Here is a 20,274-nt window from a genome sequence, read left to right on the forward strand (position 1 = left end):
GGGCCGGGGAGGTTCGTGGAGGGGGGCGGGTGTCGTCGGCCCGGTAGGGTTGCTCGGCATGGCGTCCCGCAGCACCCAGATTCTCGAAGCGGCAGCGCGGGTGATCGCCCGGCGCGGTGTCCGCGGCCTGCGGGTGGAGGAACTCGCGGCCGAGGCGGGTGTCTCCACCGGGCTGATCTACTACCACTTCAAGGACCGCACCGGGATCCTGCGCCACACGCTGGAGTTCATCAACGACCGGGCGGAGCGCTACACGACCGCCCGTGACCCGGACGCGCCTCCCCTGAGCCCGCGCGAGGAACTGGAACACACCCTTCTTCTGGAACTCCAGGAGAAGGAAGAGGTGCGGGAGAACAGCGCGGCGTGGGGTGAGCTGCGGTCGACGGCCGTTTTCGACGCGGCGCTGCGTGAGGATCTCGCCAGGGCCACGCTGGTCTGGGTGCGGGAAGTGGCCGCGCTGCTGGGCCGGGTGCATCCCCGGGCGCCCGCCGTGACGCTGACCTCCGCCGCCGAGCGGCTCACGGCGCTGCTGGAGGGGCTGAGTATGCGCTGGCTCAGCGGGGGACTCCCTGTCGACCGTGCCCGGGAGCTGCTGAAGGGGGCCATCGCGGTCGAACTGGCGGGGCTCGACCGGGGGTAGCGGATCGGCGCCCCTGCCTGCCTTGTCTCCTGCGTCCCGTCAGGCGCCGGCGGCCGGCGGAACGGGGATGTCCTGCGGCACGCGCAACTCCGCCCACACCGTCTTGCCCGGCCCCTCGGCGCGCGGTTCGACCGCCCAACGGGACGCCAGCCGCGCCACGAGGACCAGCCCCCACCCCGACTCCTTGTCCACCGCCGGCTCCTGCGGCGCGAGCCGCGGTAGGCGTTCGGTGCGGGTATCGGTGACCTCGACCCGCAGGACGTGGGTACTGCCGCCGCGCTCGGTGAGCCGCAGATGGAAGTCCCGCCCGGGGACATGCCCGTGCCGTACGGCGTTCCCGGTCAGCTCCGAAGTGATCAGCGTCAGTGTCTCGTTGACGTGACCGAGGTACGGGTGGCCCCAGGCGTCCAGCCGATGGCCGACGAGCCTACGGGCGAGACGCGCGCCCCGTGCGGACGAGGTGAAGCGCATCGCGAACTCGTGCAGTTGCTCCGGCTGGACGCGGGGGGCTGCCGCCGGTACGTGGGAAGTTTCGTGGTTCACGTGGTCCACGTTGACGTGCTGGTTCTACCGTGACGAGATACGCCGCGCACACGGGTCGTCGCTGTACGTGGTGGGAGCGGCGTTGTACGCGGGGCGGAGCGTGACGGTCGACGCGGGGACACGTTGGCCGGTGAGGAGGCGATGCGGGACATGAGCGAGCTGGCGGAACCGGCCGAGGACGAGCCCGGTACGGAAGAGGACCGCGAGGCGGGGGCGGGGTCGGGGATCCTGCGCGTCTTCGGACGCCAGCTGAAGCGGTTCCGGTTACGCGCGGGGCTGGAGCGGCCCGCGTTCGCCTCGATGATGGGCTACTCGGCCTCCACGATCGCCGCGTACGAACAGGGGCGCCGGGTGCCGCCGCCGAGGTTCATCGACCAGGCGGATGAGGCGCTGGACGCGGGTGGGGTGCTGACGGAGATGAAGGAGGAGGTGGCGAGGGCTCAGTTTCCGCCGTTCTTTCGAGACGCGGCGCGGTTGGAGGGGGAGGCGGTGGGGTTGCATGTGTACGACACGTTGACGGTCAATGGGCTGTTGCAGACACAGGCGTATGCCAGGGCCGTGTTTCGGATGTGGCGGCCATCGCTTGACGAGGAGTTGATCGAGGAGCGGGTCGCGGCGCGGATGGCGAGGCAGGCAATCCTGACACGGCCCCCGCTAGTGCACATGAGCTTTGTGATCGAGGAAGCGGTACTTCACAGGCGTATCGGTGATGAGCATGTCTGGCGGGGGCAGCTGGAGCAGATCCTCCTTGTTGGCCAGGCGCGCAACGTCGACATCCAGGTGATGCCTATGCGTCGCGGTGAACACGCGGGGCTGGCGGGTCCCTTCACCTTGATGGAAACGAAGGATGGGCGGAGGATCGCCTACACAGAGGTGCAGAGCGATAGTCGGCTGCACACCGACCGACCAAGGGTGAGGGCGCTGGAGGCAACCTACGGGACGCTTCGTGCACAGGCGATCACTCCACAGGAGTCCCTTGCCCTGGTTGAGGAACTGCTGGGAGAGGGATGAACGTGGACCGTGCCAGGTACGAGAGTGATGAGCTTGCCTGGTTCAAGAGCAGTTACAGCGCCGGAGATGGCGGGCAGTGTGTCGAGGTCGCTGTCTGCCCGCAAGCCGTCCACGTGCGTGATTCGAAGGACGTAGCCCGCCCTGGTCTGACGGTCGAGGGTGTGGCCTGGGTCGCTTTCGTCGGCTTTGCCGGGAGGTACAGGCGCTGTGGGGAGAGATGTGAGTCTTGAGTCCCAACTGATCTGGTTCAAGAGCAGTTACAGCGCGGGCGACGGGGGCGAGTGCGTTGAGGTGGCCATTCGTGCTCAAGGTGTCCACGTGCGTGACTCGAAGGACGTGGCTGGACCTGCTCTCGTGGTCGAGGGTGTGGCCTGGGCCGTGTTCGTCGGCTTTGCCGTGAGGTAGAGATGCTGTGGGGAGAGACATGAGTGTTGAGCCCGAACTGGCTTGGTTCAAGAGCAGCTACAGCACAGGCTCTGGTGGCGAGTGTGTCGAGGTCGCTGTCCGTCCGCATGTCGTCCAGGTGCGTGCTTCGAAGGACGTGGCCCGACCCGGTCCTGCGGGGAGAGACGTGAGTGTTGAGTCCGAACCGGCCTGGTTCAAGAGTAGTTACAGCACAGGTGACGGCGGGGAGTGCGTCGAAGTCGCCCTTCGCAGGCGTGTTGTCCAGGTGCGTGATTCGAAAGACGTGGCCCGACCCGGGCTCGTGGTCGGCACCGTGGCCTGGCGCGTGTTCGTCGGGTCCTCATGCCGGGATGCCGGGCGGTGTTGCTAGTACGGCTGCCAGGGCTGTGCGGTTGGTGACGCCCAGTTTGCGGTAGGCGCGGCCCAGGGTGTTGTCGACCGTGCGGACGGACAGGCCGCAGTCCGTGGCGATCTGGCGGCTGGTGCGGCCGTGGGCGGCGAGGTGGGCTATCTCCTGTTCGCGCGCGGTCAGTGCGGGCGGGCCCGCCAGGGCGGTGAGCGCCGGGGTGGTGGCTGTGCCGCAGCGGGCCGCCAGGAGTTGGGCGCGGGTCGCGGCGCGGCGACCCGCCGACTCGGCCCGCGCGCCCGGTGCGCGGCGCCACAGGAGCGCCGCCTGGGCCAGGGTCTCGGCCGCGTACAGCGGTGCGCCGAGGTTCTCCCAGGCGGTCGCGGCGGCCGTCAGCGCGTCGGGGTCGTGGCGGGCGAGTGCCTCCGCGTGGGACCGGCGGGCCGCCGCGGCGGGGCCCTGCGCGTCCGCCGTCCACCGGGGGAGTTCCTGGGCTGCCTGGAGGTCGCCCCAGCGGACCAGGTCGTGGGCGAGGGTCAAGGCCGCCGCCACCTCGCCCCGTTCGTGGGCCCGGTCGGCGGCCTCACGCAGCAGGTCGGCCGCCTGGCGGTGACGGCCCGTGCAGCGCAGCGACCAGGCGTACGCGCGCACGGTGTCCGACTGCCGTAGCGGGCCCGCCGCACCGGGCGCCAGTTCCCCGGTCTCGGGACCCGTGCGGCCCCGGTACGCCTGGGCCAGCACCAGCCCCGCCAGCGCGCGCTGCTCCGCGTACCGGTGGCCGTACAGGTGGGCCTGGGCGCGGGCCTCACGGAAGTGGCCGGTCGCCTCGGCCGGGTGCCCCCGCTCCAGCGCGATCCGGCCGCGGACCCACGCGAACCACGTCACCAACGCCGGTACCGGGGCCCGTAACAAGTCGTCCAGACCCTCCCGGGCACAGCGCGCCGCCTCCTCCAGGTGGCCCGCCTCCAGCAGCGCCTGTGCCAGGAGGTAGGCGCTGCGGCCCGGATAGAACACCTCCGTACGGTCGGCCACGGCCCGGTGCGCCGCGCACACCGCACGGCCCGATGCCACCGCGTCCTCCGCCGCCCCGGACGCGAGCTGCACCCTGAGGCGGGCCTGGAGCAGCAGGACCCCGGCGGGCGACGGGGTTTCCGCCGTGTGCGGCCAGCGGGCCAGTGCCTCGCCCGCCCGCCGGGGGGCGCCCGCCGCCGTCAGGAGCGTCGCCTCCCAGCCCGCCACCACCGCGGACGGGCCCCCGCGCCGCGCCGCGTCCGCGAGGACGGCCAACGCCCGCTCCGCGTCGCCAGGGCCGTAGAAGTGGTGGACGGCCAGGGTGACGGCGAGCGACGCCACCTCGGCCGGGCCCGCCGCGGCGAAACCGTCCTCCAGTACGGCGATCCCCTCGGCGAACGCACCGCGCTGACCCAGCGCCTCCCCCAGCATCAGCGCGGCACGCGGGCGCGGGCCGTGCACGAGGGCGGCCCGCGCCAGCGCGCACATGGTGTCCACGTCGTCCGCGTGCAGCGCCTGTTCGGCCGCCCGCACCAGCAGCTCCGGATCCGCCGTACCGGTCGCCTCCACCTCCCAGCGCGCCAGGGCCGCCGTGTCCTCCGACCGCCGCGCCCCGTACGCGCGGACCCGGGCGGCCTGGCCCAGCAGCAGCGCCCGCGCCCGAAGCCGGGGGAGCCTCGACCGTACCGCCCCGGCGTGCGAGGCGTGGGCCAGCGCGAGCCGCTCCCGCCGCCCCTCGACCCGGGACACCACGAGCCCCCGCCCCTCCAGTTCCGCCAGGACCGCCGGGCCGACCAGGTCCAGACCGTCACGCAGCCCCACGGGGCCGCACACCGCGAGCAGTTCCAGCAGCGCGCGCTGGGGTTCGGTCAGGGCGTCGAGCCGGGAGTCGGGCCAGCCGCCGGGCAGCCGGGACGGCAGCGGACGGCCCAGACACCACACCCCGCGCACCTCCCGGAGGGACCCGTCGGCGAGCGCCGCCCGCAGCAACTCCCGCAGCATCAGGGCGTTGCCCCGCGTCGCGTCCCACAGCGCCCGGGCGGCGGGCGAGGCGACCGGACCCCGCAGCGTCGCCGTGAGCAGGTCGGCCGTCTCGTCGGCGGTGAACGGCGGCAGGGCCGGGCAGAACAGGGTGTCCTCCCGCCAAAGCGCCCGCAGGACACCGGGCCAGGGGGCGCCGTCGGGCAGGGTCGCGGTGAGGAAGACCGTGCCGTCGGCGAGCAGCGGGGCGAGCAGCGCCAGCGACGCGTCGTCGAGGTGGTGGATGTCGTCCACCACCAGCAGCGTCGGCCGCCCCGAAGCGGCCCGCCGCTCCGCCGCGCGGCGCCGGGCGGCGGCGAGCAGCGCCGCCGGGTCGTCGGCGCCGGTGCCGTGCGGGAGGAGCGGGGCGAGTGCGGACAGGGGCAGCGCGTGAGCGGCCTCCGTCGCCTGCACCCGCAGGGCCGTACGGCCGTCAGGGCCGCCCGAGCGGGCCAGGAACTCCTCGGCGAGACGGCTCTTCCCCACCCCAGGGGGACCGACGATCAGCGCGGCACGGCAGTTCGGCCGACGCGATGCCTCCGCCAGTTCGGTGAGCAGCGCGCCGCGTGCCGTGAACGGCATACGGCCGGCCGCCGGACCACCACCCCCCGCCGTCCGCTTCCCTTCGAGGCTTCCGTTCCCCGCCATCGCCCCACCCCCCCACGCGGCGGCCTCCGGCCCCCGGCCCCCCGGCCGTTCCCCTGCCGCCCGCGCACAGGGCGCAGCGTGCCAGCCGGGCGGGGCCCAAGGCACGGCGGCGCGCGGCCCGGCCCCGCCCTCCTGTGGGGTAGTGCCCCGCGCGCGTTGGAGCAGTCGACTGCTCTGTTCCCCACCCGGCCGGGCGGGCGAAGGTGTTGCCGCCCCCGGGGAGACCCGGGGAGAACGGTCCCGCCGGACCGCTCAGGCCATCGTCCAACGGGAGGGAACCCCATGTCTTCGACCACGTTCCGCAGAATCGCCACCGCCGGCGCCGTCCTCGGCACCGCGCTCGCGCTGACCGTGCCGGTCGCGTCGGCCGCCGAGCCGACCGCCGACTCCGTCACGCGGATGGTCCCCGGCGAGCTGTACAAGATCCAGCTCCAGACCCTGCGCTGTGTGAACATCTCCGAGAGCGGCGAGGACGAGCTGTACCTCAAGCTGGACGGCGGGGTCGTGGTGCCCACGTCCATCTGCAAGGAGCGCGGTGTCATCGACTACAACCACATCGACCCCGAGCGGTTCATCTTCGAGGGCGGCACGGTCCTCTCCGTCGAACTGTGGGAGCAGGACACCGACTACATCGACCCCGACGACCGGCTGGGCGCGTTCGAGCTGAACGACACCCGGGTCGGCACCACCAACCTGGCCAAGGTACAGAAGGGCACCGACTACAGCTACACCCTCACCTACCGGGTGCTGCCGCTGGACTGAGCGCCGTAGGGCTGGGCACGCTCGGGCCGGTTGTCCTCGGGCCGGTTGTCCGGGTCCGGAGGGGAGGGACCGGCCGGGCTGTCGGTGGGGTCTCGTATGCTGCGGGCGATGAGCGAGGGTGAGCCCGGCAGACGGGTGATCGATGGCCGGTTCGAGCTTGAGGCGCGGCTCGGCGGCGGTGGCATGGGCACGGTGTGGCGGGCACGGGATCTCGTGCTCGACCGGGCCGTCGCGCTGAAGGAGGTGCGCCCGCCGGACCCGGGGCTCGCCGACTACGACCCCGCCGCCGCGCAGTTGCTGCGCGCCCGGGTGCTGCGGGAGGCGCGGGCGCTGGCCCGCGTCGACCATCCCAACGTCGTGACCATCCACCATGTGGTGGACGGCGGCGAGCACACCTATCCCTGGCTGGTGATGGAACTCGTCACCGGCGGGTCCCTCGCCGACCGGCTCGCCCGGGGGCCGATGGAGCCGAGGGAGGCGGCCCGCCTCGGCCGCGAGGTGCTCGGCGCGCTGCGCGTCGCACACGCGGCGGGGATCCAGCACCGGGACGTGAAGCCGGCCAACGTCCTGCTCCGGCCCGACGGGCGCCCCGTACTCACCGACTTCGGTATCGCCGCGATCCGTGAGTCCACGGCGCTCACCGCCACCGGGTCCGTCATCGGCACCCCCGACTACATGGCCCCGGAACGGGTCGCGGGGGGTGACGGCGGGCCCGAGTCCGACGTCTGGTCACTCGCGATGATGCTGTACGTCGCCGTGGAAGGGCATCATCCGCTGCGCCGGGCCACCACGCTGGCCACACTCGCCGCCGTGCTGCGGGAGGAGTTGCCCCCGCCCCGGCGCGCGGGCGTGCTCGGTCCGCTGCTCGTCGCCGTGCTGGTCAAGGATCCCGCGCGGCGGCCCGGTGCCGCGGCCCTCGACGCGATGCTCGCCGAGGCGGCGGCGGAGGCACCCCCGGCGACCACGGCCGGATACCCCGGATACCCCGGATACGACGGGCACGCCGGGTACGACGGGCACGCCGGGTATCCAGAGCCCGGGGCGGGCGGAGCCACCTCCTACCATCTCGCCCCGCCCAGTGGCGGCGGAACCCCGACCGGTGGAGCCGGAGTCCCGCCCAGCGGTGCCGGGATCCCGACCGGTGGCGCCGGAACCCCGACCGGTGGTGCCGGGATCCCGACCGTTGGTACCGGGACCCCGCCCGCTTCGGGCACCACATCCCTCGACCACGGCCGGGCCGACCCCGAGCGGCGGATCCGGCAGCGGACGCGCCTGCTCGCGGTGGGGTCGTCGCTCGTCACCACGGTGCTCATCGGCGTCCTGGTGTGGGCCCTGCTGCCCGATGGCGGTGAGAGCGCCGACAACGCCGGGAAGGACGGTGCCGAGTCACCTGGGGTGGCCGCGAGCGACGGGTCCCGCGACGCGGAGCCGACCGGCTCGGCCGAACCGCCCCCCGCCGGTTCCGGCGACTCCGGTGCGGACTCGGGTGACTCCGGTGACTCCGGTGACTCGGGGGAGACGGATCTGCTCACCCCGGAGGGCATCCGTACCGCCGTCGCCGCGCTGAAGAAGGAAACCGGCACGGACCGGATGAGCAGCCTCGTCATCTATCCGGAGTACGCCTCGGCCAACGTCATGGTCGACGGGAGCAAGGTCCGCTACGACTCCTGGAGTTACCGGGTCGGCGAAGGGGCCGAGAAGGGCATCATCAGCGGGTCGGTGACGTCCATGGAGAGCCCGTTCGACGTCGACGACTTCGACTGGGACGCCGTCCCCGCCCTCTTCGAGCGGGCGGACAAGGAACTGAACGTGAAGGACATCACCTCCCGGTATCTCATCGTGTCGGGAGCCGATCCGACCTTCGGTGACCCGAAGGGCATGTCGGCCTATGTCTCCAACGAGTACCGGCTCAGCGGGTACATCGAGGCCGACCACCGGGGCAAGGTGACCCGGGTGATGCCCAACGACAAGGAGGACTGAGGGCCGCCCCTCCGAGAGGGCCGCAGGGAGGTTACGGGCCGACCCGTCCCGGCCTCGGGTTATCCCCACCCCTGATCCGCCGGCAGCCGCCATGGTCAGCCGCGACCGTGATCCGTAGCTTCGAGCCATCGGTTCGATCCGCAGTGATCGAAGACCGAAGAGACCGAAGAGACCGAAGAGATCGAAGAGATCGCGAGAGGGCGGACATGAGGCTGCGCGGCGGCAGACGGCGGAACACGGACGACCACCGGCCGGACGCCGACGGCACACCCGGTCCCGCCGTCGAACTGCGCGGGGTGCGACGGCAGTACGGCCGTGGCGTCCGCGCCGTGCACGCGCTCGCGGGCGTCGACCTCGCCCTCCCGCGCGGCTCGTTCACCGCCGTCATGGGCCCCTCCGGCTCGGGCAAGTCCACCTTCCTCCAGTGCGCCGCCGGGCTCGACCGGCCGTCGGCCGGCTCCGTTCGCCTCGGCGGTACGGAGATCACCGGGATGCGCGAGAACCAGCTCACCGAACTGCGCCGCAGCCGCCTCGGCTTCGTCTTCCAGGCGTTCAACCTGCTGCCGTCGCTGACCGTGGAGCAGAACGTGCTGCTGCCGCTGCGCCTCGCCGGGCAGCGCCAGGACCGCCACCGGGCGGCCACCGTGCTCGCCCGGGTCGGACTCGCCGGCAAGGCCGGGCGTCGGCCCGGTGAACTCTCCGGCGGCCAGCAGCAGCGCGTGGCCATCGCCCGCGCCCTGGTCACCCGCCCCGACGTGATCTTCGCCGACGAGCCCACCGGCGCCCTCGACACCGTCACCGCCGCCGAGATCCTCGGGCTGCTCCGGCACGCGGTGGACACCCTCGGCGCCACCGTCGTCATGGTCACCCACGACCCGGCCGCCGCCGTCTGGGCCGACCGGGTGCTGTTCCTCGCCGACGGCACCTTCGCCGACGGCCTGGAGCGCGGCTCGGCGGAGCAGATCACGGCCCGCATGGCCGCCCTCACCTCCCGTGCGGGCGCGATGGCCGGTGCCGCGGCATGAGGAGCCTCGCCCCCAACGGCCTCGCGCGCGCGGCCGTACGCTTCAAACCCGCCTCGTTCGCGGGCACGTTCGTCGCGCTGATGATGTCGGCGCTGATCGTCTCGGCCTGCGGGATCCTCCTGGAGACCGGCGCCCGCGCCTCGGTACCGGCGCAGCGGTACGCGAAGGCGCCGGTCGTCGTCGGGGCCGACCAGCACGCCCGCCTCGTCGTGGGCAGCGGCGACAGCCGCTACGAGTCGGTGGGCCCGGTGCCGGACACCGCCCGCGTGGACGCCGCACTGGCCGACCGGGCGGCCCGCGCGCCCGGCGTGGCGGCGGCCGTACCGGATGTCACCTTCCCCGTGCGGCAGGGCGACGGGGCGCTCACCGGCCACGGCTGGGGCTCGCACGTCTTCACCGGCACCGCGCTCACCGCCGGGGCCGCGCCCCGAATCGGCGAGGTCGTGCTCGACGCCGCCGCCGCACGGGCCGCGCGCGCCGACGTCGGCGACATCGTCACCCTCGACACCGCCGAGGGCCGGGCCGACTTCCGCGTCTCAGGACTGGCGGAGCCCGGAGCCGGCGAGGTCGCCGGGGGTGCCGAGGGCGACGAGGGTGCCGAGGGCGCCACCGGCTGGTTCGCCGACGCCCGGTCCCCCGCGCTCGCCGGGCATCCGGGCAAGGCCGACGCCATCGCCGTACTGCCGGGAGACGGGGTGAGCGCCGACGCGCTCGCCGCCGAGGTGGCGAAGGCGCTCACCGGCTCCGGCGCCGAGGTGCGCACCGGCGACGACCGCGGCGCCCTGGAGGACCGCGGGCTCGGGTACGCCAAGGAGACGCTCACCGGGCTGGGCGGCTCTTTCGGCGGGATCGCCGCCGTGGTCGCCGTCTTCACGGCGTCCGGCACGGTCGCGCTCTCCGTCGCCCAGCGCGCCCGGGAGTTCGCGCTGCTGCGCGCCGTCGGCGCCACCCCGCGGCAGATCCGCCGCGCGGTCGCCGCCGAGGCACTGCTCGTCGCACCGCTCGCCGGGCCGGTCGGCTGTCTGCCCGGGATCGGGCTCGCGCACTGGTGGTTCGGGCAGTTGAAGGACCGCGGGGCCATCCCCGAACCGGTGGAACTGCACCTCTCCTGGATCCCGCTCGTCGTCGCCGTCGGCACGGGCCTGCTGACCGCGCTCACCGCCGGCTGGGCGGCCGGCCGCCGCACCGCGAGGATCAAGCCGGGACAGGCCCTCACCGAGGCGTCGACGCAGCGGCTGCGCCCGGCGGTCGTCCGCACCCTGCTGGGCGTGGGCGCCCTCGTCGGCGGAGGGTTCCTCACCGTCGTCGCCGCCCGTTCGGCCGGGGACGACGCGGCCAACGCCGCCCTCGGCGTCGTGATGCTGTTCATGCTCGCCGTCGCGCTGCTCGGCCCGCTGGTGGCACGGCTGTGCGCGGCGGTGCTCGGACTCGCCCTGCGCGGCCACGGCGCCCCGGCCGCGCTCGCCGCCGCCAACTCCCGCACGAACGCCCGCCGGCTGGCCTCGGCGATCACCCCGATCGTGCTGGCCATGGCCTTCGCCTCGACGCTCACCTTCCTGCACACCAGCGAACGCCATGTCGCCGCCCGGCAGTTGCGGGCCGGCGTCACCGCGGACCATGTCGTCACCCACGCCGCGGGGCTGCCCGGCGAGGCCGTCGACCGGGCCGCCCGCGCGCCCGGCGTCGACGCGGCCGTGGGGCTGCTGGACACCCAGGTGCTCGTGCCCGTCGGGTCGGGCGGCGACCGATGGTTGCAGGGCGCCGCGACCCAGGGCGTCTCCGGCTCCGGCGCCCAGCTCGCGCGGGTGCAGGACCTCGACGTGCGCAGTGGCGCCCTCGACCGGATCGGCAAGGGCCGTGTCGCCATCGACAAGTCCCTCGCCGCCTCGGCGAGGGTCGAGGTCGGCGACAGACTGCCGCTGTATCTCCCGGACGGCACCAGGACCAGCCCCGAGGTCGTCGCCGTGTACGCGCGCGGGCTCGGCCTCGCGGCCGTGACCATGGACCGGGCGTCCCTGACCGCCCACGTCACCTCCGGTTTCGTCAGCACACTGCTGGTACGCGGTGGAGACGCGGAGGCCCTCGCTCCGCTGGGCGAGGTCACCGACGCGTCCGGGTACGCGGTCGAGCGGACCACCGACGGCGCGCTCAACGCCTGGGCCAACTACACGATGGCCGGGGTCCTCGGCGGCTTCGCCGCGGTCGCCGCCGCCAACACCCTGGTGATGACCGTCCTGGACCGCCGCCGCGAACTCGGCATGCTCCGCCTCGTCGGTGCCACCAGGCGCCAGGTGAGGGCGATGCTGCGTTGGGAGGGGCTGCTGGTGGCGGTGGCCGGTGTCGCCCTCGGTACCGCCATCGCCGCGGCCACCCTGACCCCGATGACGCGCGGCCTGACCGGCGAGGCCCCGCACGTGCCCCCGCTCGTCTACGGGTCCTTCGTCGCGGCGGCGGTGGGCCTCGCCCTGCTCTCCGTCACCCTCCCGGCCCGAGCGGCGCTCCGCGAACGGACCGGCTGACGGATGCCTTGAGGGTGCCTCGCAAGTGCCTCGCGGGTGCCTTGCGAGGGCCTTCGCCGGGGTCGCGACCACCGGAGGAGAGGGCCTTCGCCGGGGCCACGCCCACCGGAGTACACGACATACCTCTGAGGTCTGACGCCCCCGCGCGGGGGCTCAACTACCGTTCCCCCATGGCAGAAATCACCCGGGCGGCCACGGCCGCCGCGCTCAGTGTCGCCCTCGTGCTGCCGCTCGCCGGAACGGCCACGGCCACCACGGAGCGGACGACAGCCACCACCTCATCGGCGACCACGGCCGTCCCGGCCGACATCCTGCACCTGCCACGCCCCACCGGCCCGCTCCCCGTCGGCCGCAAGACGATGCATCTCACCGACCGTTCCCGCACCGACCCCTGGGTGCCGACCGCCGACGGCCGCGAACTGATGGTCACCCTCCACTATCCGGCGGCCCGGGCCGGCGACGGCCGTACGGCGCGGTACTCCACGGTCGAGGAGGCCAGGCTCCTGGTGGAGGGACAGGGCATCGACGGGAACGTGCCCCCCGAGGAACTGAGCGCCACCCGCTCCCACGGCCGGGTCGGCGCCCGCCCCGCGAAGGGGAAGTACCCGCTGGTCGTGCTCTCCCCGGGCTTCAGCGTGTCCCGGTACACCCTGACCAACCTCGCCGAGGACCTCGCGAGCCGCGGGTACGTCGTCGCCTCGCTCGACCACGCCTACGAGTCCTACGGCATCTCCGTGCCCGGCGGGCGGACCCTGACCTGTGTCGCCTGCACCGCGTTGGAGGCGGACGAGACGAAGGGCGCCGTCGTGACCGCGACCCGCGCCGACGACGTGTCGTACGTCCTGGACCGGCTGACCGGGGACGACCCCGTCTGGCGGCACGCGGGCATCATCGACAGGAGGCGGGTGGGCATGGCCGGCCACTCCATCGGCGGGGCGAGCGCCGCCACGGCGATGGCGGGCGACCGGCGGGTGGACGCGGGCATCAACATGGACGGCAGTTTCTGGGAGGACCTGCCCGCCGAAGGTCTCGGCGGACGGCCGTTCATGATGCTCGGCACCGACGACGAGGTGCACCGGCCGGGCGGTATCGACACCACCTGGGACCGGATGTGGCCCACCCTGGACGGCTGGAAGCGCTGGCTCACGGTCGCCGGGGCGGAACACTTCACCTTCTCCGACGGTCCGCTCATCACCCAGCACTTCGGGCTGCCGCAGCCGCCCCTGCCCGCGCAACGGGCGGTCGCCCTCACCCGCACCTACGTCGCCGCCTTCTTCGACGAGCACCTGAAGGGCAAGCCGCAGCCCGTGCTGTCGGGGCCCACCGCCGCCCACCCCGAGGTGAAGTTCCACCACCCCTGAGACAGAGTGATCCCATGCCGCTTGTCGATGTCACCTACGCAGCCGCTGTCCCGGAACCGGTCCTCCGTGACCTGGGCGCGGTGCTGCCGCACCTCGTGTCCGAGGCGGTGGAGTGCCCGGAGGAGCCGTACGACGGCGACCTCCAGCCCGGCGACGTCGAGCTTCGCTTCCGCGCCCTGGGGCCGCTGGACCGCAGCGGGTTGGACGTCGTGATCGAGGTGCGGTCCAAGTGGTTCGAGAGCCGGGCCGCCAACCGGCAGGAACGGGTGGACGGACTCTGGGAGGCCGTCCGCGCCGCCACCGGCCTTGAGGACTTCGGCGTCTATCTGTCCCTGCCGGTCGCCGCCTGGGCCCAGGGGGACTGACCGGACCGACCCGCTCGCCCCGACCGGCTCGCCCCGACCCGCCGGCCCTACGGTTCCACCGTCGGCGGCGGGTCGAGGCGGCCCAGGGCACGCCAGACGGTGTGCGTCAGATGCCGTGCGGACAGTCCGTACTTGGCGGTGAGATGGCCGGTGTGCCGCGACGACTCCGCGAAGGTGTCCTGGACGCCGAAGCGGTGGAGAGGGGTTCCGGAGCCCGCCTCCGCCAGCGCTTCCGCGGTCGCCGAGCCCAGACCGCCGATGACCGAGTGGTTCTCGGCCGTGACGACCGTGCGGCAGCGGGCGGCGACACGGCGGACGGTCGCGGAGTCCAGGGGTTTGAGGGTCAGCACCTCCACGACCGTGGTGCGCACGCCCGCCGTCCGCAGGGCCGCCGCCGTGAGCAGGGCCGTCCTGACCATCGTGCCGCAGGCGAGGACGGCGGCGTCCTCGCCCTCCGTGAGGATCCGGGCGGTGGCCAGGGAGAGCGGGCGGGGCTCCCCGAACAGGACGGGGAGATCGGCCCGGGGGAGACGGACGTAGACCGGGCCCGGCAGGTCGACGATCGCGCGGGCCACCTGGGCGGCCTCGGTCGCCTCGCCCACGTCGATCACCGTCATGTTCGGCAGCGCCCGCATCAGGGCGAGGTCGTCCGTGGCCTGGCGGGCCGGGCCCTCGGGGGTGGAGAGGCCCGGCATGAAGCCGATGACACGGACCGGGAGCCCCGGGTACGCGATGGCGTGGGCGATCTGGTCGTACGGCCTGCGGGTGGCGAAGGTGCCGTACGTGTGGACGTACGGGAGGTGGCCCGCGCGGGCCAGGGCACCGGCCAGGCCCATCATGTGGGCCTCCGCCATGCCGGTCCGGATGTAGCGCCCGGGCAGCGCCCGCTGGACGGTGGGCAGGTCGAGATGGGCGGTCAGGCAGAGGATCTCGCGGCGTTCCCGCGCCACCTGGAGGAAGCCCTCCGGGTAGGGGTCGGGGCGGGTCGCGAAGGGGGGCTCAAGCATGACCGTCCCCTGGCTGCCGCCCGTCTCCTGCGTGTCGTCCGTCCTCCGGCCGTCGTCCGGGCGAGGTGCGGCAGATGACCGCCGTGGGGCCGTCGGTCTCCCGCAGTGCCGCCGCCAGTGCCTCCCGCACCGCCGTGGGGTCGTGGCCGTCCACCTGCGCCGTGCGCCAGCCGAAGCTGCGCCATGGGGCGGCCAGGGGATCCGGGGTGGTCCCGGCGGTCGGGGCGGCCGGGGCCGACGGGGCATCGAGGACGACGGTCACATTGCACAGACCGTGGTCGGCCGTGAAGCGGGCCGCCTCCCACACCTGGCCCTCCGCCGTCTCCTCCTCGCACATCAGGGTGAAGGTGCGGGCGTCACGGCCGTGGATGCGATCCGCGAGGGCGTAGCCCGCCGCCGCCGAGAGGCCCTGGCCGGGGGAGCCGCAGGTGTAGTCCACGACCGGGGAGCGCTCCGAGCCGATCGCCTCGACCGGTGAGCCGTCGGTGCCGTACTCCGTGAGGGCCGAGCGGTCCAGCAGGCCCACCGCCACGGCGGCGGCGTAGGGGCCGATGACGTAGTGGGCCGGGGAGCAGACCAGGCGGTCCCGGCCGGGGCGGGCGGTCGTGAAGATCGCCGCCACCTGCTCCGCCGACGAGAGCGCCGCCCCCAGGAACGCGCTCGCGCGACGGTCCTCCTCGGCCCCGGCCCCGACTCCCTCCGCCTCGCGGGCCGCTCGGCCGGCCGCCGAGGTCATGTGCCGTGCGTGGGCGCGGATCCGGTCGGCCAGTGTGTCGGGGTCCTCTACCGTCCATCGGCTTCCCGTGTCCGAGAACCGCCGGACCGTGGGCATCAGCATCGCGCGGATCCTCCTTGACCCCTTGATGTGGCCTAGCCACATTAGAGAACCGGTCCACCGAAGGTGTCAATGGGTGCGCTTGCGGAGGGCTCACAGGGGGGTAAGGGGTTGACTTACGGTCCCCTCTCTTCGCACACTCCGATCATTGGCTATGCCAATTGCTCGTACCCGCACCCCAGGAGGCACCCGTGTCGTTGCAGGAGTTCATCGCCCCGCCGTCGTTCGAGGAGTACCGGGAGCGGTTCAAGGACTTCTTCGTCCTCGAACGCACCGACGGAGTGATCGTCGCCCGCGCGCACACCCTCGGCGGGCCCGTCCAGCTCAGCGTGGAGAACCACCGCGCCCTCGGCCAGATGCTCAAGGTGATCGGGGCCGATCCCGAGAACGAGGTGCTCATCCTCACCGGCACCGGCGACGAGTTCATGATGGACGCCGACCCGGAGGGCTTCGCCCTGGAGGACGCCGACATGCCCCACTGGGCGTACGAGTACGCCTACAAGGACGGGCGGATCAACGTCAGCTCCCTCGTCAACGACCTGGAGATACCGACCATCGGCATCATGAACGGCTCCGGGTTCCACTCCGAGATCGTGCTGATGTGCGACATCACCCTGTGCGCGGACGACGCCACCCTCTTCGACCTGCACTTCGACATCAGCTCCGTGCCCGGCGACGGCATCCACAGCTGCTTCCAGGAACTGCTCGGCGTCAAGCGGGCCGCGTACGCGCTGCTCACCGGCGAGGCCATCAGCGCGCGGCAGGCGCTGGAGTGGGGCATGGTCAACGAGGTGCTGCCGCGCGAGGACCTGCTGGACCGCGCCCGCACCATCGCCGCCCACATCATGAGCCGGCCGCGTGTCACCCGGCGGCTGACCACCCAGATCGTCCGCAGACCGTGGCGCAAGCGGATCACCGACGACCTCGACGGCGGCTTCGGCATCCAGATGTTCGGCCATGTGGCCAAGCAGCGGTCGATCCACAGCCGCAACCACATCGCGGACACCGTCGCCTATGTGCGCAAGGGGCGGAAGAACAACTTCGACGCCGACTGACCGCGAGAGCCACGCCCCCTGAGCCCGCCGGTCCGCACCGGCGGGCTTCTCCCCCCCCCGAGACGCCCTCGGCCTCAGCCGGCCCGCTCCAGGTTGGCCCGCATCACCTCATGGTGGTGACGCACCGCGTACAGGGCCGCCTCCACGTCCCGACGGCGCACGGCGTCCAGGATCGGCGCGTGGATCGCGGTCAGGGCGGGGATCCGCTCGGAGGCCAGCCAGTCGGGGACCGTGCCGTTGTCGATCCAGGTGCGGTACTCGTGGTTGATCAGCGTGGTGTGCACACTGTCGAACATCGACGCCAGATAGGTGTTGTGCGCGGCGCTGACGAGCGTCGCGTGGAAGCGGGTGTCCGCGCTCATCCAACTCGCCGTGTCGCCGCCGCTGTCGGCGAACGCCCGCAACGCCTCCTCGGCGCGGTCGAGTTCCTCGGGCGTGGCCCGTTCGACGGCCCGCACCACGGCCGAGGTCTCCAACGTGAGCCGCACCTCGGCGAGTTGGCCCACCGAGCCCGGCTCCATCTCCAGCATCAGCCCCATCGAGGCCGCGAGCGTCGCCTCCGGACGCAGCCGTACGTACACCCCCGAGCCGCGCCGGGACTCCACCAGCCCCTTGATGACCAGGATGCGGACGGCCTGACTGACCGTAGGACGGCTGGTGGACAGCAGCGCCGCCAGATCGCGCTCGGAGGGCAGCCGGGCGCCGTCCGGCAGGTCACGGGCGAGGATCAGCTCCTGCACCCGGTCCGCGATGGCCTCCGCGGCGCCCTCCTGCCGGGTGAGCCCGAAGTTCCGCAGCGGCTGCCACGGGCTGTCCGGCGGGAATTCCTTCGCGCGTGCCGCCACGGGTCCTCCTCCGCCTCCACGCCTGTGCCACCTGCGGTGATCGTCCGGCGTCCGGTGATCGCCCCTGGAGAACCTACACCCGCCGGGCCGCCCCGCCCCCGTGGCGTACGGGGCCTACCACCCCGTCGCGATGTACTTCGCCTCCGTGTACTCCAGCACCCCCTCGTGCCCGCCCTCGCGGCCGATGCCGCTCTCCTTCACACCGCCGAAGGGGGCCGCCGGATCGGAGACCAGACCGCGGTTGAGGCCGACCATGCCGGACTCCAGCCGGTCCGCGAGGGCCAGGCCCCGGCGCAGATCACGGGTGTAGAGGTACGACACCAGGCCGTACTCGGTGGCGTTGGCGAGGGCGACCGCCTCGTCCTCGTCGTCGAACCGGACCAGCGGCGCCACCGGACCGAAGATCTCCTCCGCCAGCAGCGCCGAGCCCGGCGCGACCCGGTCCAGGACGGTCGGCGTGTAGTAGTGGCCGAGGCGCTCGGGGGCGTAGCCGCCGGTCAGCACCCGCGCCCCGCGCTCCACCGCGTCCGTCACCAGTTCGTCCACCTTGGCCACCGCCTCCGCGTTGACCAGCGGCCCGACCTCCGTGTCCGGGGCCAGCCCGGGGCCCATCCGCAGCGCGGCCATCGCGGCGGCGAGCCGGGCGCCGAACGCGTCGGCCAGGGACTCGTGCACGTAGAAGCGGTTGGCGGCCGTGCACGCCTCGCCGCCGTTGCGCATCTTGGCCAGCATCGCCCCCTCCACCGCCGCGTCCAGGTCCGCGTCCGCGAGCACCAGGAAGGGCGCGTTGCCGCCCAGCTCCATCGAGGTGTTCAGGACCCGGTCGGCGGCGGTCCGCAGCAGGATCCGGCCCACCTCGGTGGAGCCCGTGAAGGACAGTTTGCGTACGGCCTGCTGGGCGAGGAGCGTGGAGACGACCGCTCCGGAACGGTCCGCGGGCAGGACGTTGACCACCCCGTCGGGCACACCCGCCTCCGCCATCAGCGCGCCGATGGCCAGCGCGGTCAGCGGGGTGTCGCTCGCGGGCTTGAGCACCACGGCGCAGCCCGCGGCGAGCGCCGGGCCGATCTTCCGGGTGGCCATGGCCGCCGGGTAGTTCCAGGGGGTGACCAGGACGGCCACGCCGATCGGCACCCGGTCCACCAGGATGCGGTAGCCGCCCGCCGGGGCCCGGCTCACCGTTCCCTCCAGCCGTACGGCCTCCTCCGCGTACCAGCGCAGGAACTCGGCCGCGTACGCCACTTCGGCGCGCGCGTCCGGCAGGGCCTTGCCGTTCTCGGCGCTGATCAGGGTGGCGAAGTACTCGGCCCGCTCGGTCATCAGCTCCCAGGCGCGGCGCAGGACGACGGAGCGCTCGCGTGCGGGGGTCGCCGCCCAGCCGGGCTGGGCGCGGGCGGCAGCCGCCACGGCCGCCACCGCGTCCGGCTCACCGGCGGAGGCGACCTCGGCCAGCGGTTCGGTGGTGGCGGGATCGTGGACGACGAGGGTGCGGCCGTCGTCGGCGGCCCGCCAGTCACCGTCGATCAGGAGGCCGGTGGGGCAGTGCTTCAGGGCTTCGGTCAGGTTCATGGGTACGTGCCTTCTGCGAGGTGAGGTGAGGTGAGTGGAGCGCGGTGGGGTGGGGCGGGGCGGGTGACCGGTGCCGGGTGCCGGGGCCGGGCACGCGAAAGCCGCCGTACGCGTGCCGGGCGACAGGACAGGGCGACGGGCACACGCACGGCGGTGTCGGTGCGGGAGGAGCGGGCCGGCGTACTGGTCAGGGGCCCGGGGACGGGGCCGGGGCGTGGGTACGGGGCCGGGGGGCGCGGCCGGGGGAGAGGAGCCGGGCGGCACGTGGTGGGACGTGGCCGCCCGGCCGATCAGGGGAGGCCGCCGCACCCGGACCGGTACGGCGGACCGGCACTGGACCGGTACGGGACCGGCACCGGATCAGGGCCGGACGCGCGCCAGGACGCCCGCCCGGATCACGCGTCGGACTCCGCGCCCCGCAGCCCCGCCGCCCTCGCTTCCACCTCGTACAGCGCCGCGTAGTCCTGCTCGGCGAAGCCGTGGCCGATGGTGGTCTGGATGAGTTGGTGCACGGCCGCGCTCACCGGCATCGGCACCTCCAGCGAGCGGGCCGCGCCGAGGCCGAGGTCGAAGTCCTTGCGGAGCATCTTGTTGTTGAAGGTGGGCGTGTAGTCGCGCTCGACCATCGCGCGGCCCTTGTGGCGGATGAAGGTGGAGCCGAGCACGGAGCCGTTGATGAAGTCGATGAACGCCGCCGGGGTCACCCCGCCCTTCTCGGCCAGCGTGGTCACCTCGGCGAGGGCCTGGGTGATCATGCCGAGGAACAGGTTGTGACAGATCTTCACCAGCCGGCTCTGCTCACCGGGCCCGGCGTGCACCACGGTCGGCGAGATGACCCGCAGCCAGCGGGCGACCCGGTCGAAGGTCTCACCCGGACCGGAGGCGACGATCGCGCTCCGGCCGTCGGCGACCATGTGCGGGTTGCCGCTGATCGGGGCGGCGAGGAAGCCGACCCCGGCCTCCGCGCACGCCGCGCGCACCTCGGCGGACGCCTCCGCGGAGACGGTCGAGCAGTCCACGATGACCTCGGGGCGGCGCTCACCGCCGAGCAGCCCCTGCTCACCGGTGACCACGGAGAGCAGGTCGGCGCTGGTGGAGACCATCACGAAGACGACGGATGCCTTGGTCAGCTCAGCGATCGACCCGGCCACGGCCGCGCCCTGGTCGGCCAGCGGCGCGGTCTTCGCGGTCGTACGGTTCCACACCGTCAGATCGGCGCCGCCCTTGATCAGGGCCGCGGCCATCACCGAGCCCATGGCGCCGGTACCGAGCCAGCCGAGGCGCTCCACGGGGGTGTCGTTCATCGTTCTGCCTTTCATGGAAGGGA

The 20,274-nt window shown here is 73.4% G+C and carries 19 protein-coding genes; 12 read left to right on the forward strand and 7 right to left on the reverse strand.

Translation table 11 applies throughout. The features are described 5' to 3' along the window. Positions 1-58 precede the first annotated feature (58 nt). Entirely contained in the window at positions 59-640 is a 582-nt protein-coding gene (locus ACIQNG_RS10560; protein ID WP_401483933.1) for a TetR/AcrR family transcriptional regulator, read from the forward strand. A gap of 39 nt (positions 641-679) precedes the next feature. Here the strand turns inward: ACIQNG_RS10560 and ACIQNG_RS10565 are convergent, their stop codons facing one another. After that, on the reverse strand, positions 680-1,183 hold the full coding sequence (locus ACIQNG_RS10565) for an ATP-binding protein (protein ID WP_401483934.1): 504 nt from the start codon (positions 1,181-1,183) through the stop codon (positions 680-682). 150 nt (positions 1,184-1,333) lie between these two features. Between ACIQNG_RS10565 and ACIQNG_RS10570 the strand changes: the two genes are divergently transcribed. Genes ACIQNG_RS10570 through ACIQNG_RS10585 form a run of 4 tightly spaced genes read left to right on the forward strand, consistent with a single transcriptional unit; the run spans position 1,334 to position 2,969 of the window. Continuing rightward, positions 1,334-2,194 (forward strand): helix-turn-helix domain-containing protein, encoded by an 861-nt coding sequence (locus ACIQNG_RS10570; RefSeq protein ID WP_401483936.1) that lies wholly within the window; start codon positions 1,334-1,336, stop codon positions 2,192-2,194. Continuing rightward, the gene (locus ACIQNG_RS10575; protein WP_401483937.1) at positions 2,191-2,424 is read left to right on the forward strand and encodes a DUF397 domain-containing protein; all 234 of its coding nucleotides are present in this window, start codon (positions 2,191-2,193) and stop codon (positions 2,422-2,424) included. The genes ACIQNG_RS10570 and ACIQNG_RS10575 overlap by 4 nt, the downstream gene beginning before the upstream one ends. After that, positions 2,414-2,599, forward strand: a complete 186-nt coding sequence (locus tag ACIQNG_RS10580; RefSeq protein WP_401483939.1) for a DUF397 domain-containing protein — start codon at positions 2,414-2,416, stop codon at positions 2,597-2,599. Before ACIQNG_RS10575 ends, ACIQNG_RS10580 begins: the two co-directional genes overlap by 11 nt. 19 nt (positions 2,600-2,618) lie before the next feature. Next, on the forward strand, positions 2,619-2,969 hold the full coding sequence (locus ACIQNG_RS10585; RefSeq protein ID WP_401483941.1) for a DUF397 domain-containing protein: 351 nt from the start codon (positions 2,619-2,621) through the stop codon (positions 2,967-2,969). Here the strand turns inward: ACIQNG_RS10585 and ACIQNG_RS10590 are convergent. Beyond that, on the reverse strand, positions 2,940-5,624 hold the full coding sequence (locus ACIQNG_RS10590; RefSeq protein WP_401483943.1) for an AAA family ATPase: 2,685 nt from the start codon (positions 5,622-5,624) through the stop codon (positions 2,940-2,942). The genes ACIQNG_RS10585 and ACIQNG_RS10590 overlap by 30 nt on opposite strands. A 282-nt stretch (positions 5,625-5,906) precedes the next feature. On the opposite strand from ACIQNG_RS10590, the gene ACIQNG_RS10595 reads away from it, so the two are divergent. From ACIQNG_RS10595 to ACIQNG_RS10620, 6 genes are all read left to right on the forward strand, one after another. Then, on the forward strand, positions 5,907-6,386 hold the full coding sequence (locus tag ACIQNG_RS10595; protein ID WP_401483945.1) for a hypothetical protein: 480 nt from the start codon (positions 5,907-5,909) through the stop codon (positions 6,384-6,386). 108 nt (positions 6,387-6,494) lie between these two features. After that, positions 6,495-8,366 (forward strand): serine/threonine-protein kinase, encoded by a 1,872-nt coding sequence (locus tag ACIQNG_RS10600; RefSeq protein ID WP_401483948.1) that lies wholly within the window; start codon positions 6,495-6,497, stop codon positions 8,364-8,366. A gap of 206 nt (positions 8,367-8,572) precedes the next feature. Then, positions 8,573-9,391 carry an ABC transporter ATP-binding protein gene (locus ACIQNG_RS10605; RefSeq protein ID WP_401483950.1) on the forward strand — a complete coding sequence of 273 codons (819 nt, stop codon included), beginning with the start codon at positions 8,573-8,575 and terminating at the stop codon, positions 9,389-9,391. Further along, positions 9,388-11,910 (forward strand): FtsX-like permease family protein, encoded by a 2,523-nt coding sequence (locus ACIQNG_RS10610; protein WP_401483952.1) that lies wholly within the window; start codon positions 9,388-9,390, stop codon positions 11,908-11,910. The genes ACIQNG_RS10605 and ACIQNG_RS10610 overlap by 4 nt, the downstream gene beginning before the upstream one ends. A 170-nt stretch (positions 11,911-12,080) precedes the next feature. Next, complete coding sequence (locus ACIQNG_RS10615) at positions 12,081-13,271, forward strand: alpha/beta hydrolase family protein (RefSeq protein WP_401483954.1); 1,191 nt, start codon at positions 12,081-12,083, stop codon at positions 13,269-13,271. A gap of 14 nt (positions 13,272-13,285) precedes the next feature. Beyond that, positions 13,286-13,636 carry a hypothetical protein gene (locus ACIQNG_RS10620; protein WP_401483956.1) on the forward strand — a complete coding sequence of 117 codons (351 nt, stop codon included), beginning with the start codon at positions 13,286-13,288 and terminating at the stop codon, positions 13,634-13,636. 47 nt (positions 13,637-13,683) lie between these two features. Here the strand turns inward: ACIQNG_RS10620 and ACIQNG_RS10625 are convergent, their stop codons facing one another. Both ACIQNG_RS10625 and ACIQNG_RS10630 read right to left on the reverse strand, forming a co-directional pair. After that, positions 13,684-14,643, reverse strand: coding sequence for a transketolase family protein (locus ACIQNG_RS10625; RefSeq protein WP_401483958.1), 960 nt, complete (start codon positions 14,641-14,643; stop codon positions 13,684-13,686). After that, positions 14,636-15,481 (reverse strand): thiamine pyrophosphate-dependent enzyme, encoded by an 846-nt coding sequence (locus ACIQNG_RS10630; RefSeq protein WP_401483960.1) that lies wholly within the window; start codon positions 15,479-15,481, stop codon positions 14,636-14,638. Before ACIQNG_RS10630 ends, ACIQNG_RS10625 begins: the two co-directional genes overlap by 8 nt. A gap of 188 nt (positions 15,482-15,669) precedes the next feature. Here ACIQNG_RS10630 and ACIQNG_RS10635 point away from each other — a divergent pair, with 188 nt between their 5' ends. Then, a complete protein-coding gene (locus ACIQNG_RS10635) occupies positions 15,670-16,533 on the forward strand; it encodes an enoyl-CoA hydratase/isomerase family protein (protein ID WP_401483962.1) in 864 nt (287 codons plus the stop codon). A 74-nt stretch (positions 16,534-16,607) separates the two neighbouring features. On the opposite strand, the gene ACIQNG_RS10640 is transcribed toward ACIQNG_RS10635, so the two are convergent. The 3 genes from ACIQNG_RS10640 to ACIQNG_RS10650 all read right to left on the reverse strand — a co-directional run bounded on the left by ACIQNG_RS10640 (position 16,608) and on the right by ACIQNG_RS10650 (position 20,251). Then, positions 16,608-17,378, reverse strand: coding sequence for a FadR/GntR family transcriptional regulator (locus ACIQNG_RS10640; protein ID WP_401483963.1), 771 nt, complete (start codon positions 17,376-17,378; stop codon positions 16,608-16,610). 114 nt (positions 17,379-17,492) lie between these two features. Further along, positions 17,493-18,947 carry an NAD-dependent succinate-semialdehyde dehydrogenase gene (locus ACIQNG_RS10645; protein ID WP_401425517.1) on the reverse strand — a complete coding sequence of 485 codons (1,455 nt, stop codon included), beginning with the start codon at positions 18,945-18,947 and terminating at the stop codon, positions 17,493-17,495. Positions 18,948-19,342: 395 nt separating this feature from the next. After that, entirely contained in the window at positions 19,343-20,251 is a 909-nt protein-coding gene (locus tag ACIQNG_RS10650; RefSeq protein ID WP_401483965.1) for an NAD(P)-dependent oxidoreductase, read from the reverse strand. Positions 20,252-20,274: the final 23 nt, after the last annotated feature.

It is taken from the genome of Streptomyces sp. NPDC091377, assembly GCF_044757045.1.
Taxonomy (GTDB): domain Bacteria; phylum Actinomycetota; class Actinomycetes; order Streptomycetales; family Streptomycetaceae; genus Streptomyces.

Bases quoted from the DNA above. Each gene is read 5' to 3' on its own strand.
- ACIQNG_RS10560 (WP_401483933.1), top strand. From the start codon at position 59: ATGGCGTCCCGCAGCACCCAGATTCTCGAAGCGGCAGCGCGGGTGATC.
- ACIQNG_RS10570 (WP_401483936.1), top strand. From the start codon at position 1,334: ATGAGCGAGCTGGCGGAACCGGCCGAGGACGAGCCCGGTACGGAAGAG.
- ACIQNG_RS10575 (WP_401483937.1), top strand. From the start codon at position 2,191: ATGAACGTGGACCGTGCCAGGTACGAGAGTGATGAGCTTGCCTGGTTC.
- ACIQNG_RS10585 (WP_401483941.1), top strand. From the start codon at position 2,619: ATGAGTGTTGAGCCCGAACTGGCTTGGTTCAAGAGCAGCTACAGCACA.
- ACIQNG_RS10590 (WP_401483943.1), bottom strand. From the start codon at position 5,624: ATGGCGGGGAACGGAAGCCTCGAAGGGAAGCGGACGGCGGGGGGTGGT.
- ACIQNG_RS10595 (WP_401483945.1), top strand. From the start codon at position 5,907: ATGTCTTCGACCACGTTCCGCAGAATCGCCACCGCCGGCGCCGTCCTC.
- ACIQNG_RS10600 (WP_401483948.1), top strand. From the start codon at position 6,495: ATGAGCGAGGGTGAGCCCGGCAGACGGGTGATCGATGGCCGGTTCGAG.
- ACIQNG_RS10605 (WP_401483950.1), top strand. From the start codon at position 8,573: ATGAGGCTGCGCGGCGGCAGACGGCGGAACACGGACGACCACCGGCCG.
- ACIQNG_RS10610 (WP_401483952.1), top strand. From the start codon at position 9,388: ATGAGGAGCCTCGCCCCCAACGGCCTCGCGCGCGCGGCCGTACGCTTC.
- ACIQNG_RS10615 (WP_401483954.1), top strand. From the start codon at position 12,081: ATGGCAGAAATCACCCGGGCGGCCACGGCCGCCGCGCTCAGTGTCGCC.
- ACIQNG_RS10620 (WP_401483956.1), top strand. From the start codon at position 13,286: ATGCCGCTTGTCGATGTCACCTACGCAGCCGCTGTCCCGGAACCGGTC.
- ACIQNG_RS10625 (WP_401483958.1), bottom strand. From the start codon at position 14,643: ATGCTTGAGCCCCCCTTCGCGACCCGCCCCGACCCCTACCCGGAGGGC.
- ACIQNG_RS10630 (WP_401483960.1), bottom strand. From the start codon at position 15,481: ATGCTGATGCCCACGGTCCGGCGGTTCTCGGACACGGGAAGCCGATGG.
- ACIQNG_RS10645 (WP_401425517.1), bottom strand. From the start codon at position 18,947: ATGAACCTGACCGAAGCCCTGAAGCACTGCCCCACCGGCCTCCTGATC.
- ACIQNG_RS10650 (WP_401483965.1), bottom strand. From the start codon at position 20,251: ATGAACGACACCCCCGTGGAGCGCCTCGGCTGGCTCGGTACCGGCGCC.